13 protein-coding genes are annotated in these 14,297 nt (G+C 62.4%); 5 read left to right on the top strand and 8 right to left on the bottom strand.

The window, feature by feature from the left end:
- Nucleotides 1-366: 366 nt before the first annotated feature.
- From PAF18_RS10015 to PAF18_RS10030, 4 genes are all read right to left on the bottom strand, one after another.
- A complete protein-coding gene (locus PAF18_RS10015; RefSeq protein WP_271115582.1) occupies nt 367-1,695 on the bottom strand; it encodes a sigma-54-dependent transcriptional regulator in 1,329 nt (442 codons plus the stop codon).
- Nucleotides 1,696-1,711: 16 nt separating this feature from the next.
- Nucleotides 1,712-3,418, bottom strand: a complete 1,707-nt coding sequence (locus PAF18_RS10020) for a sensor histidine kinase (RefSeq protein ID WP_271115583.1) — start codon at nt 3,416-3,418, stop codon at nt 1,712-1,714.
- 160 nt (nt 3,419-3,578) lie between these two features.
- Nucleotides 3,579-4,247 carry a phosphoribosylformylglycinamidine synthase subunit PurQ gene (purQ, locus tag PAF18_RS10025; RefSeq protein ID WP_271115584.1) on the bottom strand — a complete coding sequence of 223 codons (669 nt, stop codon included), beginning with the start codon at nt 4,245-4,247 and terminating at the stop codon, nt 3,579-3,581.
- Between the two features lie 330 nt (nt 4,248-4,577).
- A complete protein-coding gene (locus tag PAF18_RS10030; RefSeq protein ID WP_271115585.1) occupies nt 4,578-4,796 on the bottom strand; it encodes a DUF2061 domain-containing protein in 219 nt (72 codons plus the stop codon).
- A 114-nt stretch (nt 4,797-4,910) separates the two neighbouring features.
- On the opposite strand from PAF18_RS10030, the gene PAF18_RS10035 reads away from it, so the two are divergent.
- A complete protein-coding gene (locus tag PAF18_RS10035) occupies nt 4,911-5,759 on the top strand; it encodes a helix-turn-helix domain-containing protein (RefSeq protein ID WP_271115586.1) in 849 nt (282 codons plus the stop codon).
- A gap of 150 nt (nt 5,760-5,909) precedes the next feature.
- Nucleotides 5,910-7,502 carry a hypothetical protein gene (locus tag PAF18_RS10040; RefSeq protein ID WP_271115587.1) on the top strand — a complete coding sequence of 531 codons (1,593 nt, stop codon included), beginning with the start codon at nt 5,910-5,912 and terminating at the stop codon, nt 7,500-7,502.
- 63 nt (nt 7,503-7,565) lie between these two features.
- On the opposite strand, the gene PAF18_RS10045 is transcribed toward PAF18_RS10040, so the two are convergent.
- Nucleotides 7,566-8,777 (bottom strand): NADP-dependent isocitrate dehydrogenase, encoded by a 1,212-nt coding sequence (locus PAF18_RS10045; RefSeq protein WP_271115588.1) that lies wholly within the window; start codon nt 8,775-8,777, stop codon nt 7,566-7,568.
- A 193-nt stretch (nt 8,778-8,970) separates the two neighbouring features.
- Between PAF18_RS10045 and PAF18_RS10050 the strand changes: the two genes are divergently transcribed.
- Nucleotides 8,971-9,780 carry an SGNH/GDSL hydrolase family protein gene (locus tag PAF18_RS10050; RefSeq protein WP_271115589.1) on the top strand — a complete coding sequence of 270 codons (810 nt, stop codon included), beginning with the start codon at nt 8,971-8,973 and terminating at the stop codon, nt 9,778-9,780.
- Nucleotides 9,781-9,827: 47 nt separating this feature from the next.
- Here the strand turns inward: PAF18_RS10050 and PAF18_RS10055 are convergent, their stop codons facing one another.
- From PAF18_RS10055 to PAF18_RS10065, 3 genes are all read right to left on the bottom strand, one after another.
- On the bottom strand, nt 9,828-10,955 hold the full coding sequence (locus PAF18_RS10055) for an HD domain-containing protein (protein WP_271115590.1): 1,128 nt from the start codon (nt 10,953-10,955) through the stop codon (nt 9,828-9,830).
- Nucleotides 10,956-11,102: 147 nt separating this feature from the next.
- The gene (locus tag PAF18_RS10060; protein ID WP_271115591.1) at nt 11,103-11,603 is read right to left on the bottom strand and encodes a PepSY domain-containing protein; all 501 of its coding nucleotides are present in this window, start codon (nt 11,601-11,603) and stop codon (nt 11,103-11,105) included.
- 173 nt (nt 11,604-11,776) lie between these two features.
- A complete protein-coding gene (locus PAF18_RS10065) occupies nt 11,777-12,436 on the bottom strand; it encodes an alpha/beta hydrolase (RefSeq protein ID WP_271115592.1) in 660 nt (219 codons plus the stop codon).
- Between the two features lie 175 nt (nt 12,437-12,611).
- On the opposite strand from PAF18_RS10065, the gene iscR reads away from it, so the two are divergent.
- Nucleotides 12,612-13,076 carry a Fe-S cluster assembly transcriptional regulator IscR gene (gene iscR / locus PAF18_RS10070; protein ID WP_271115593.1) on the top strand — a complete coding sequence of 155 codons (465 nt, stop codon included), beginning with the start codon at nt 12,612-12,614 and terminating at the stop codon, nt 13,074-13,076.
- Nucleotides 13,077-13,303: 227 nt separating this feature from the next.
- Nucleotides 13,304-14,146, top strand: a complete 843-nt coding sequence (locus PAF18_RS10075) for a ferredoxin--NADP reductase (protein WP_271115594.1) — start codon at nt 13,304-13,306, stop codon at nt 14,144-14,146.
- Nucleotides 14,147-14,297: the final 151 nt, after the last annotated feature.

The raw sequence follows: 14,297 nt of genomic DNA on the forward strand, positions 1-14,297 counted from the left end.
CCGCATCTTATCTGCCAATCTGCATCGCGCGCGTTGCATCGCGTCTGTTACCTCTTGGCCCCGGACCGAGGCCACGGGGCAGCGAATGTCTGCCCTTGCTACGGATTGCGCGTGAGGGCGGTTTTCTCGGCGGGGCCTGCCCATAGATCCGGGCGAGCTTCCGCTGCGAAACTGATGGCGCGTCTGCTCAACGCTTGGTTGAGAGATCCGCGCATGTTCCGAACATAAGGGGGGAAGGCAAGAAAGTTCAATGGGCAATTCACCGCAGGCTGCCCGCGTCAGCTGCCAAGAATGGCCCTGGCGAGAAGCTTGCTGCCCTGTGCCGTGACAATGCCTGCCGCGCCCGCGGCAGGCATTCGCGGCGCTTTACAGATAATCCCCGCGCTGCAAGCCATATTTCGCCATCTTCTCGTTCAGCGTCCGGCGCGGCAGGCACAGCTCGTCCATGACTGCTGCGATGCTGCCTTTATGGCGGCGCATGGTGTTGTCGATCAGCATCTTTTCAAAGCTCTCGACATATTCCTTGAGCGGCTTGCCCTCGGTCGTGGTCGCCTGCGCCTGATCCTCGTCGCTCTCGGTCATCAGAAGCGAGGTGATGGATCCCGACCCGCGGCGGTTCTGCAGCACAGCGCGCTCGGCCACGTTGATAAGCTGGCGGACATTGCCGGGCCACGGCGCCTGCAAAAGCTGCGCGGCTTCCTGCGCGTTCACCTGCGGCGGTTCGCACCCGTACTCATCGGCGAACTGCTCGGTCATGCGGGTAAAGAGCGCCAGAATATCCTCCCCGCGCGAGCGCAGCGGCGGCACGGTGATCTGAAGCGCAGAGAGGCGATAGAACAGATCGGGACGCAGCAGGTCTTCGGGCTTGCGCCCGTCGCCGCGAGCGTTCGAGATCGCGATGATCCGGGTCTCGGCGGGCGTGCCCTGATCGGCGATGAAGCCGAGAAGCCGGGCCTGAAGCGCATCGGGCAATGCCTCGATATCTTCAAGACATAACGTCCCGCTCCGCGCTTCTTCAACCGCCGGGATGCCGTCCTCCAGCGGGCCGAACAGGCGCTCTCCCAGCTTTTCGGGATCGAAGGCGGCGCAGGCGATCGGCACGAATTTCTTCGAGGCGCGCGGCCCGACCGCGTGCAGCGCATGAGCCACCAGCGTCTTGCCGGTCCCGGTCTCGCCGTCGATCAGCACGTGACCATCGGCCTGACCGAGATCGAGTATATCCTCGCGCAGCCGCTCCATCGCGGTAGACTGGCCGACCAGCTTGGACATGACTTGCTGCCCCTCGGACAGATCCCGCCGCAGGGCGCGGTTGTCCAGCGTCATCCGGCGGGTCTGGGTGGCTTTCTTTGCCAACTCGGTCATACGGTCGGGCTTGAAGGGTTTTTCCATGAAGTCCATCGCGCCCATGCGCATGGCCTCGACCGCCATCGGCACGTCGCCATGCCCGGTGATCATGATAACCGGCAGCGCCGAGTCGATGCTCATCAGCCGCTTGAGAAAGGCCATCCCGTCCATGCCGGGCATCCGGATGTCCGAGATCACGACGCCCGGCCAGTCCGAGCTGATTTCCTTCAGCGCATCCTCGGCGGACGAAAACGTGACCGTGTTGAAGCCGGAGAGCACCAGCCACTGGCTGATCGATTCCCGCATGTCAGGTTCGTCGTCGACGATGGCAATACGTAACGTTTTACTCATGATTCGCCTTTCCTAATCATTCGGCGGCCAGCGGCCGGTCGGCCCGCCCGCCATCCGGATCGTAAAGCGGCAGGGTCAGCTCGAACACGGCGCCGGGACCATCCTCGGCGTTATGCGCGGTCAGCCTGCCGCCGAAATCCGCTACGATCCCGGATGAGATCGCCAGTCCCAGCCCGGTTCCCTCCCCGGGTTTCTTGGTTGTGAAGAACGGTTCGAACAGCTTGTCCAGATCGCTGACCCCGGAACCGTTGTCACGGACGGTCACAACGGCTTGAGCGCCGGTGTCTATGCCGATCTCGACACGCGCATCAGGCACCGCCTTCGTCGCGTCGAGCGCGTTGCGCAGAAGATTGATGAGAACCTGCTCCAGCCGGATACGGTCGCAATATACCATGACCGGCTTGCGCGGCAGATCGCGGACGATGCGCACCGGGCGGCGCCTCAGCTGCGGCTCCATCATGGTCAGCGCGTTGGACAGCGCCTGACGCAGATCGACCGGCTCGAAGGCCTCGCCGCCCTTTCGCGCATAGGATTTCAATTGCCGCGTGATGGTGCCCATCCGGTCCACCAGATCGTCGATCCGCTGGAACGAGGACAAGGCCTCATCCGAGCGTCCGCGATCCAGGAGCAGCCGCGCCCCGGCGATATAGGTTTTCATCGCGGCAAGCGGCTGGTTCAGCTCGTGACTGACGCCCGCCGACATCTCGCCAAGGGCAGCGAGCTTCGAGGATTGCTGCACGGTCTGTTCCGCCACCCGCAGTTCTCGCTGCACGCGCTCGCGCTCGGCGATTTCCCTTGTCAGCCGCGCATTCAACGCGCGCAGATCGGCGGATTCGCGCATATAGGCGACGGTTTTGCGCTGCGCCTGGCGCGAGAGCACATAGAAGATGATCGCTGCCAGCACGGCGAAGATCATCGCCTCCATCGCCAGCACGGCGTTCACCCGCTCGCGGATCGACTCGTATGTGGTGAAGTTATACATCCGCCAGCCGAGGAAGTTGATGCGCGTTTCGGTCTGCATCACGGCGCGGCCCTTCACCCAGGCATCGACCGGATTGTTCGTCCAGTCCGAGGTCACCTGGAACGCCCTGCCGATGGCATTGGGCGCGGTGCGCACGGCGAGCGCCTCGTCCAGAGGCAGGCCGAGCCAGCGGGATTCGTTCGACAGGATCACCACGCCAGTCGAATCCGTGACCGCGACCGCGTCCGAGATCCCGGCCCAATCCCGCTCGAGCCGGCGCAGATCGGTGCCGACCACCACCACACCAAGCGTGCCGGAGCTGTCGGCAATGGCGCGGGAATAAACGAACTCGTAGCCGCCATTCTCCGAAACGGAGGCTGTGAACACAGTGTCTCGCGCCCGCATCGCATCGACGAAATACGGAGCCGACACGAAATTCGCACCCAGAATCTGCCGATCTGTTGCCGCCACCGTGCGGCCCGACGCATCCAGCAGTCGGATCGACGCCGCACCGATTTCCTGCTGAGCCGTAATCAGCCGGGCCGAGGTCGTCGCGTAATCTCCAGATGACAGCGCCATGATCAGTGCCGGGTCACGGGCCAGCATCAGCGGCACAACCGCATTGCGTTGCAGCTCGGAAAGAAGCTGACCGCTATACATGACCCCGCGCAGTTCGGCCCGGTTGCGGGCGTTCTCCGAAAAACGCTGAGACAGGAAATCATTTGTCGCCCACAGCACCAGCCCCGCCAAGACGACCAGCATGGCCAACGCCGTGCGCAGCGGCCACGGATTCGTGGCCGCGTCGTCCCCGGGCCGCGAGGCCGGGCGCCGGTCGGGCGTCGAGCTTGTCAAAGGCGGTTTTCCGCTGCGATTGCCATTCCAGACAATCTATTCCTGCCGGTGAGTTATGCCAAGCCGAGCCTCAGGCCGCGAGGAGCGCCTCGGTCAAAGCGGCGAAAATCGGCTTGCCGTCGGTCCCGCCATGGGCATCCTCCACAGCGCGCTCGGGATGCGGCATCATGCCGAGCACCCGCCGGTTCTCTGACAGGACACCCGCAATGTCAGCGACCGAGCCGTTCACACCCGGCGCATAGCGGAAGGCGATTCGGTCCTGTTCGCGCAACATGGCGAGCCCATCGGGATCGATCTGATAATTGCCGTCATGATGGGCGACCGGAATGTTCAGCGTCTCACCCTTGCGATAAAGGGAGGTAAAGGCGCTGTCGGCGGTCGCGACCTCGAGCTTTGCGGGACGGCAGACAAATGTCAGCCCGGCATTGCGCATCAGGGCGCCAGGTAGCAGGCCAAGCTCGGTCAGGACCTGAAACCCGTTGCAGATCCCCAGCACATAGCCGCCACGCGCCGCGTGATCGCGTAGCGCCGCAGCGATGGGCGACTGCGCCGCGATCGCCCCGCAGCGCAGATAGTCGCCATACGAAAACCCTCCCGGTACGGCCACCAGATCGGTGCCCTCGGGCAGCCCCTCATCCTTGTGCCAGACCTGCACCACCTCTGCCCCGGCGCGTTCAAAGGCCACGCAGAGGTCACGGTCGCAATTCGAACCGGGAAAGGTGATGACGGCGGCTTTCATGGCGCGGGCTCCGTGTCGTGGCGGGATGACCATGCGCATAGCGGATTTGACGCGAGTTGGAAAGCGAGGCGCGGCATCCACAAATGAAAGGGCGCCCCGGAAGATTCCCTGGTAACCCAGGACCGCCAGGACGCCCTGAAAACTGGGCCGGCGCCATGACCCATACGCCTATATAAGCAGAAATCCGCCGAAAAATCGACAGCGACAAACTATCCATTCCGCCAAGTTTACGAAACGTCACCCAGCCGATTCGCGTCTAAGCTGTGCATGGCTTGTTTATTAGCCTTTTCCGTGATCTCTTGGCGATAGGTGATCCAGCGCCACACCGAGTCAGCGCGGCGGGATGACGTCAACGCGGCCCCAGCTGATCCGCGTCCACACCCGCTCATAGGTCAGATACATCGCCAGCCCGACAACGGTGTTCACGAGCGCCATGACCCCACCGACGCGCATCGATCCAGTCATGAAGAGGCCGATCAGCGTCATGACCGCGAGACCGATCATCTGCCAAACCACCGCCTTTACCACCGAACGTTTGCGCGTTTCCATCAGCCTCTGTCCCTTCCAAGCTTCTTTGCTGACGCGTCTCTAGCACTGCGGCGGAGTGAGCAGAATTCGGAACCTCGTTAGCAAAATCAAACAAACGGTGATATTTATCACGGAATGAGTGATATTATTGACAAACGCGATCTGGCGGCCGGTCTGCGAGAGCGGCTTGCCCGTCTCATGCGCGACCATAACGAGAGCCAATCAGGCCTCGCGCGCGCGCTTGGCGTGGACCGGTCGACCATCTCGCAGCTTCTGACCGATGAGGGCGGGCGGATGCCGGGCGCGCATCTGATCGCTCTCGCCGCGCAGCATTTCGGCGTCAGCGCGGACTGGCTCCTCGGGCTCTCGGCGCATCGGGAAATGGCCAGCGATCTGGTGAATGCCTCGATGCAGATGACCGCCGCGACGCGGGCGCTGATCGACAATCAGGTCTATGAATGGCACCGGCAAGCGACGGGTTACAAGATCCGCCATGTGCCGACCGGATTTCCCGATGTCCTGAAGTCACATGGGTTTCTGCGCTGGGAATATGATCGCCATCGCAACCGCAGCACCAGCCAAGCCATCGAGGATTCCGAACGGCGGCTGGAACTCATCAAAGCTGCCGCATCGGACCTTGAAATAGCCATGCCCCGGCAGGAGCTAGAAATGATCGCGCGGGCCGAGGGGATCTATCGGGACGTGCCCGAAAACCTGCGCCGTGAGCAGCTCGATCATCTCTCGCAGGTCACCGAGCAGCTTTATCCGGCGCTGCGATTGTATCTCTTCGATGCCAGGACGCTGTTTTCCACCCCGCTGACCGTGTTCGGTCCGCTGATGGCGGCGGTTTACATCGGACAGAGCTATCTGGTCTTCCGAGATCGCGAGAGGGTTGCGCGGTTGTCCAGCCATTTCGATGAGCTGGTCCGGCAGGCCGAGTCCGGCAGCCGCGATCTGCCGCGAATTATCGGCAGAATGGGCTGAATACGGACTTATCCCGGGCCGACTCGGCGGTTAAACGCCGACCGGTATTTACAAATCGTGCACGCTCTGAACGGATAACGAAACCGCCCCGAGCCAAATTGTTAAAAGGTTTCCTTGATGAACTTCCGTTGTCTTTTCAGTTCTGTCCCGATGGTCCTCATCGCCTCCACCGCCCTCAGCCAGGACGTCGCCGATGAAAACCTGCGCCCTTTCATCGAGGCGCTTCCCGAGCAACGGGACGGGCTCACAAGGCAGCAGATCCCGCCGAGCGACGGGAGCAATCGTCTTACAGTGCTGTATACCGACGACGATGCGCTTCGCCGTGCCAGTGTGGCGCTGTCCTTGCCCAGTCACTTTACAACCGCACCGGAAGCCACGGCGAATAGCGTGATTTCCGAAAGCCTCGATATGTTCACCGAAGATTATCGCGAGCCCGAATCCGCGGAGTTCGAGACGCCCGGCGGCACGCCGCTTAGCTGCCGCAGCGGCCGGATCGAGGGCGCCCGTGCCGCCACGATGTGTTTTGCTGAAATATCCGGACGCATTCTTCAACTGGATACGACAACTCAGATCGACCCGAATGGGAACGGCATCGACGAGGATGTGCTGGATGCGGCCTTTTCCTTCTCGTCCGAGGTCACGGACCTTCTCGCCCCTGTGGCTCAGACCAATGTCGCGACGGACACGGCTCCGCCTGCGGCAGAGACAGATGGTCGGGCTGACGATCCGCCGAATATCGTGCAAGGCATCGTCACCAACGCATTCAGCGCCGCGTTCCCGATGCGGGTCGAGGATCTGACGCAGTTGGGATTGAAAACAAATCCGGCAGAGGGCACGGTTTCCGCAGAATACGGCAATGACGATGATACACGTAATGTGAGGATCTTGCTGTTCCCCCTGTCAGAGGACGGAATAGCCGGCACGCTGGAACGGTCGCTTGCCTCTTACGGCTCCAATCAAGACATTCTGGCGCCGCCGACTTCACTGACCTCTCCCGAGGGCATCCCGATGGATTGCTTCGTCACGCGCAGCGGTGAGCTGGGTTATAATATCTGCGTCGCCGAGATCCGCGGTCGGGGTGTCAGGGCGCAGATGGGCGCGGTGGTCGATCCTCAGGCCGAGGCACTGCCCGAAGATATCTCGGACCGCGACCGCGAGCTTGCCGGTGTGTTCATGGACAAGCTTCAAGCGGCACCCGACCAGCCATCCGAACTGGTTGAGGACATTCCTCTCGACCAGATCGCGGAGGCCGTGCGCAAGTCCCAGCCGTCGCAGGGCGGTCAGCCCGTCGCGCCACAGGACACTCCCTTCGCCAGGGCGCTGCCAAAGAGCATTGATGGGCGGAACCGGAAGGAGATCACTGTCAGGGGCCCCCGTGAGACCTATGTCGCGACCTATGAGGACGACAGCGCCGTGCAAACGCGGGTTACCCTCTTCGCGGATCATGGCGACGACCCGGCGGAGCTTCGCGAGCTTCAGAAGGAACTCTTGGGAAAGATGGTCGGCGAGCTGCGCGATGTCGAGGTGACCAGCCCGGAAGGCCTCGCGATGCAGTGCTTTCATTCCGTGGAAGAAGCGAGCATGACCCATAGCATCTGCACGGCCAGTCTCGATGCGGGAATCGTCGAGGTTCAGGCACCTGCGCGCGTCGGCGGCCAATCGGATGTCGGCTATGACGATGCTATCGGCTGGGCAGAGGAACACGCCGGCAAGCTGATCGATGCGCTTGCGACCCAGCCCTGACGCCGGTCGCCAAACGAAAAAGGCCGGGCAGCGATGCCCGGCCTTTCGTCATTCAGGGGCGTCTCAGCTGAGCGCCTTGTTCAGATATTCGTCGACTTTCTCAAGGAAGCCCATCGTCGACAGCCATTTCTGATCCGGCCCGACCAGCAAAGCGAGGTCCTTGGTCATGTACCCATCCTCGACGGCGCGGACGGTCACCTTTTCCAGCGTCTCGGCAAAGGTCATCAGCTGCTCGTTCTCGTCCAGCTTGGCGCGGTGCTTGAGGCCCCCGGTCCACGCATAGATCGAGGCGATGGAGTTGGTCGAGGTTTCGTTGCCCTTCTGATGCTCGCGATAGTGGCGGGTCACCGTGCCATGCGCCGCCTCGGCCTCGACCGTCTTGCCGTCCGGCGTCATCAGCACCGAAGTCATCAGGCCCAGCGAACCGAAGCCCTGCGCGACAGTGTCGGACTGCACGTCGCCGTCATAGTTCTTGCAGGCCCAGACATAGCCGCCATTCCATTTCAGCGAGGCCGCGACCATATCGTCGATCAGCCGGTGCTCATAGGTGATGTCGGCCTTCTTGAAGTCCTCGGCAAACTCGGCGTCGAACACCTCCTGGAAGATATCCTTGAAGCGCCCATCATAGGCTTTCATGATCGTGTTCTTGGTCGACAGATAAAGCGGCCATTTGCGCTGCAGCGCGTAGTTCATCGAGGCGCGGGCGAAGTCGCGGATCGAGTCGTCCAGGTTATACATCGCCATGGTCACGCCAGAGCCGGGCGCCTGGAACACCTCTTTCTCGATGGTCTCGCCATCTTCGCCGACGAATTTGATGGTCAGCTTGCCCTTGCCGGGGAACTTGAAATCGGTCGCGCGATACTGGTCGCCAAAAGCGTGACGGCCGACGACGATCGGACGGGTCCAGTGCGGCACGAGACGCGGCACGTTCTTGCAGATGATCGGCTCGCGGAAGATGACCCCGCCCAGAATGTTGCGGATCGTCCCGTTGGGCGAGCGCCACATCTTCTTAAGACCGAACTCCTCGACGCGGGCCTCGTCCGGGGTAATGGTCGCGCATTTCACGCCGACGCCGTATTCCTTGATCGCGTTTGCCGCGTCCACGGTGATCTGGTCGTCGGTGCGATCACGCTCCTCGATGCCCAGATCGTAATATTTCAGATCGATGTCGAGATAGGGCAGGATCAGCTTTTGCTTGATGAAATCCCAGATGATCCGGGTCATCTCGTCGCCGTCAAGCTCGACGACGGGGTTGGCTACCTTGATCTTCGACATGAGGCATCCCTTCGGTTGGATTTGACTTTTGCGGCGGTATAACGAGTCTCGCTGCGGAAAGGAAGGCGGTATGCCTTTGTATGCAGCGCCAGCGAGTGCCTTGCGCCGCTGAGTGGTTTCATCCCATAGTCGTCCTTCTGCCGCCCGGCATCGGTCCGGGCGATCATCTCGATCATTGAGGAGGAGCGTGATCATGGGAAGGTTTCATCGACATATTCTGTGGGCCATCGCCGCGTCGGCAGTGATTTCTAGCCAGGCCGTAGCCCAAGACACCACGGAGGAAAGCGCGGCTGCATCGGCACAGGCGGACAGCGAGCCAACCCAGATCCTGTTTCTGGGCAACAGCTATTTCTATTATAACGACAGCCTCCATAACCACACGCGCCGGATGGCGATCGAGGGGACCGGCATCCCGGAAGACGATCTGGATTATCGGTCTATCACCATCTCAGGCGGGTCGCTCGATATGCATCCGATCGATCACTATCTGACACCGGGTGCCATTGGTTATGATGCGCCCTTCGACATCGTTGTCCTGCAAGGCCATAGCGCCTCAGCGCAGAGTGAAGAACGCTCGACGCGGTTCCGGGACGCCGTCCGCGTGATGGATGAAAAAATCAAGGCATCCGGCGCCGAGACGATGCTCTATATGACGCATAGCTATGCGGAGGGTCACGGCAGCTATTCAGAAGACGGCACCGAGAAGCTGGATCAGCTTTACACCGAAATGGGCAAGGAAATCGGCGCCACCGTGATCCCGGTGGGTCTCGCCTTTGCCGAAGCGCGCAGCCAGCTGCCCGAAATCGAACTCCAGCAGGATTTCGACAGCAGCCATCCGACGCTCGCTGGCACCTATCTTGCCTCGGCTGTGGTTTATGCGACCATCTACGGAGAATCTCCGGCAGAGCTGAGCTATGACTACTTCGGCCGCCTGCCTGCCGATCAGGCCGAAAATCTTCGGCGCATCGCGCAGGAAACCGTCGAGGCCTATCAGTCCCGCTAAGCCAGCCCAACGCTCGCGGCACAGGGTCGCGGGCGTTTGCGGCGGCTTCAGCCGTAGAAGAAGGCCTTGACCTCGGGTTCCAGCGCGGACCAGACCTGCGGCAGGCCCCGCGCGATCCGTTCACCGACGCGGCTGACCAGATCGTCATAGCTGACATCGTATTCCCGCCAGCCCGCGCCACCCGCGCGCAGATTCTGGACCAGAGGCTGGGTGCGGTCCAGGGACTTCGCAAAGACCGCGTCTGGAGTCTCATTCGCCTCGAATTCCTGCCAGAGCGCCAGGAAATCCGCGCCCTGCTGCTCGGGCAGCAGGCCGAAGATGCGGCGCGCGGCTGCGGCCTCTGCCATCTGGATCTCTGGGGAGCCGTGGGCCGTTCCGGCGGCGGAATGCAGCGGGACGTCGCCCACGTCGATTTCCACCAGATCATGCAGGAGCAGCATGCGGATGGTACGGCCGATATTGACACCCGGTGTGGCATGCCGACCGAGGATCAGCGCATAGAGCGCCAGATGCCAGCTATGCTCGGCGCTGTTCTCCCGGCGCGAGAGGTCAATCAGCGTATTGGCGCGGCAGACCGTTTTCAGCGCATCGGCCTCGGCCAGAAAGCGCAGCCTCCGGCCCAGATCGCCGCCCGGACGCCCCCCATCCAGCGCAGTCCGCGCCGCCGCCAGGATCTCGGGCCACTCCGTGGCAAAGCGGGCCACCCGGCCCTGCTGCATCATGCTGCGCGCGATTTCGACATGCTCGGGCAATGGTTGCGGTGCCATCACGACCTGCGCCAGCGGCTGCACATGATCCATCCGCTTGGCGAAGGCCGCATCCCGCGTCGCGCCGCCCTCGAATTCGCGCCATAGCTCGATGAACGCGGCCCCGTCCGGCAGGATGCCGAAGATCCGGTCCGCCGCTGCTGTCTCGGCGGCAGCAAGAGCGGCGGCATCATGCGCGAGATAGACCGGCTGGTCGCCTGCATCGATCTCGACCAGATCATGTATCAGGATCATGCGGATCGCGCGGTCGGACGCGCCAAAAACCATCGCGAACAGCGCGACATGCCAGCTGTGCTCGGCCGTGTTCTCACGGCGCGACAGGTCCATCAGCACATTTGCGCGGCGAATGGATTTCAGCCGGTCTGCCTCGGCCAGAAATGCCAATTCCGCCACCAGTCGACTGTCCATTGCCCGTGCCCCTGCCCTGAATCCTCGGTTCGCCATCTATTGCCAGAGATGCCCGCAGGCACGAAAGCGGAAAATCCCGGATGCTCGGAATGCGCGAAGGGGGCGTCGCCGCCCCCCCGGATACTTTTCAATGTCTGAGGCGCGCAGTTACTGCGCCGTGCTGCCGCTGTCGGACAGGCTGGCATCCGCGCCATCGTCTGCGCCCGATGCCGGCTCGTCGCCGACACTCGCACCCGGCTCATCGGCGCCGCCCTGGCTGTCATCGAGGCTCGGTGCGCCGCTGTCTGCGGACGCGCCGTCGGCATCAGCGGCACCACCCGAAGCCTCATCGCCGCCGGTCGTTTCTGCCGCATCCGCATCGGCATCGGCGGTTGCCCCCGCGTCGCCCGCAGAAGCACCAGCATTCGCGGCTGTGGCCGAGCGCACGGCGCCGGTTTCGCGATCATAGATCACGTTGACCGCCTGACCCTCGCTGCTGACAGCGGTGGTCGAGATAACGTCGTCATCCTCGGCCACGATCTGAACATCGCTGTAGCCCTGCCCTTCCAGCGACGAGATCACCTGCTCGGAGGTGATCTGCGCGACAGAGGGAAGGGCGAACAGCGCAAAAGCCGCAGCAATGGAAGTGGTCTTGATGGTGGTTTTCATCGTCGTCCTCCGTTTTCCGGTGCGGGCAGGAGGCCCGACCGGTCTTGGCAAGGGCGAGAAAACGGTTCCGCGCCGGGGCTCTCAAGCGAAATTACCCGGCTGGCGATCGCTGGGCATATTTCAGCCCGCAAAGGGGTCCGCCGGCGGCGAAGAACCGCGCGGCGGCGATCACATCAGCGCGTGCTCTCGGTCAGGCGGCGGCGTACATAACCCTGAACCGTGTCGATCATCGGCGCCATGTGCTGTTCATCGTCGCGGAAGAAGTGATCCGCGCCCTCGATCTGCTCATGGGTGATGGTGATGCCCTTCTGCTCGCGCAGCTTGGCAACGAGCCCGTCCGTATCCTTCGGCGGCGCCACGCGGTCCGAGCTGCCGTTGATGATAAGCCCCGAGGCAGGACAAGGCGCCAGAAAGCTGAAATCATACATATTGGCGGGCGGCGACACCGAGATGAAACCGGTGATCTCGGGGCGGCGCATCAGCAGCTGCATCCCGATCCAGGCGCCAAAGCTGAAGCCCGCCACCCAGCAATGCTTCGAATTCGGGTTCATCGCCTGGAGATAATCCAGCGCAGCGGCTGCATCCGACAGCTCGCCCACGCCCTGATCGAATTCACCCTGAGACCGGCCCACGCCACGGAAGTTGAACCGCATCACCGTGAAGCCGATCTTGTGAAAGGCATAGTGCAGGTTATAGACGACGCGGTTATTCATTGTCCCGCCATATTGCGGATGCGGATGCAGGATAATGGCGATCGGCGCATCCGGGATCGGCTGCGGATGGTAACGGCCTTCCAGTCGCCCGTCCGGGCCGGCAAAAATCAGTTCGGGCATCGGGGTCCTTTGCGAAACAGGTTTCTTGACGCAAGCAGGGCCGGCATCTATTTCCTGACCCCGAAGATGTGGGCCGGGACCGGCCTGCGCAAGGGCAGCCAGTGCAGGCCGGGTTAGCCCAAGCCTTGTGCCTTCGTCAATATTTCACGCAGGGTCGAAACCGAGGAGTTGGCGCATGAAACTATCCACCAAGGGTCGCTACGGGATGACCGCGCTTGTCGATCTGGCGCTACAACCTCCCGGCGCACTGACCTCTCTGGCGGATATTTCCGAGCGTCAGGACATCTCGCTGCCCTATCTCGAACAGCTCTTCGTGCGGCTGCGGCGGGCCGGGCTGGTGGAATCGGCGCGCGGGCCGGGCGGCGGTTACAAATTGTCCCGCCCGGCGACCGAGATCCGCGTGTCGGAAGTGCTCTCGGCGGTGGATGAAACCGTAAGCGCGCTGCATGTGGGCGCGGGCGCGTCGGGCGGGATCTCGGGATCACGGGCGCAGACGCTCTCGAACCGGCTGTGGCAGAGCCTCTCGGCCCATGTCTATGTGTTCCTGCACAACGCAACCCTGTCCGATGTGGCCCATAACCAGCTGCTGCCCTGCCCTGCCGTGCCCGATATTCTGGCCGTGGTGGACGATAAATCCTGATCGCCGCAGCCTCGTAGCAAGGCGACCGCTTGGAAACGCCGCTTCGGGAAGTCTTTCCTGCGAAATACAGCGTTGGCCTCAAAATTTCCTTATCACGGCCTTAGCCCTGACAAGTTCGCGGAAAATGTTCTACATAACAGGCCGACTCGCCCCGTGCGCCCGCTTTTCGACTGGCCACGGGCTGTAAACACGCGCCAGTTTGGCCTAGAGAACACGCAGGATCGACGATGACTTTGGATATTGCAGTGAACGACGCCGCCCCGAACCGCGAAAAGCCGACCCTGCCGGACGCGCAGACCGTCACCGCGGTGAAGCACTGGACTGACAGCCTGTTCTCGTTCCGCGTGACGCGGCCGGCCTCGTTGCGCTTCCGCTCGGGCGAGTTTGTGATGATCGGGCTGCCCGGCGACAACGGCAAGCCGATCCTGCGCGCCTATTCCATCGCTTCGCCGAATTGGGATGACGAGCTGGAATTCTACTCCATCAAGGTGCCGGACGGGCCGCTGACCTCGAAGCTTCAGCACATCAAGGAGGGCGATCAGATCATTCTGCGCCCGAAACCCGTCGGCACGCTGGTGCTCGATGCGCTGCTGCCCGGAAAGCGGCTGTGGTTCCTGGCCACCGGCACCGGGCTTGCGCCCTTCGCGTCGCTGATGCGCGACCCGGAGAGCTATGAGCGTTTCGATCAGGTGGTGATGATGCATACCTGCCGCACCGCGGATGAGCTGAACTATGGCCGCGAGCTTGTTCAGAAGCTGCGCGAAGACCCGCTGCTGGCCGAGATGTATGGCGAAGATTTCCACAAGCGCCTGCTCTATTACCCGACGACCACCCGCGAGGACTCCGAGCGGATGGGCCGCATCACCGACAACCTCAGCTCTGGCAAGGTGTTCGAAGATCTGGGGCTGCCGCCGATCACCCCCGAAGAAGATCGCGCGATGATCTGCGGCAGTCTGGCTTTCAACGTGGATGTGAAGGCGGTTCTGGAGGGGTTCGGCCTGCGCGAAGGGGCGAATTCGGAACCGAAGGAATTCGTGGTGGAAAAAGCCTTTGTCGGCGACGGAATCTAATCAGCGCCACGACTGAGACCATCACAAGGCGATGTGCAGGGCAAGCACGTCGCCTCTCTCCTATTCGCGCTGATCGCGCTCCGCGCGAGGCTCCTGCCATCAGTATCACCGCGGCAGTGCGGCGCCATCACGTCGGCGGATTGAAGCCGAT

Source organism: Paracoccus sediminicola (assembly GCF_027912835.1).
Taxonomy (GTDB): domain Bacteria; phylum Pseudomonadota; class Alphaproteobacteria; order Rhodobacterales; family Rhodobacteraceae; genus Paracoccus; species Paracoccus sediminicola.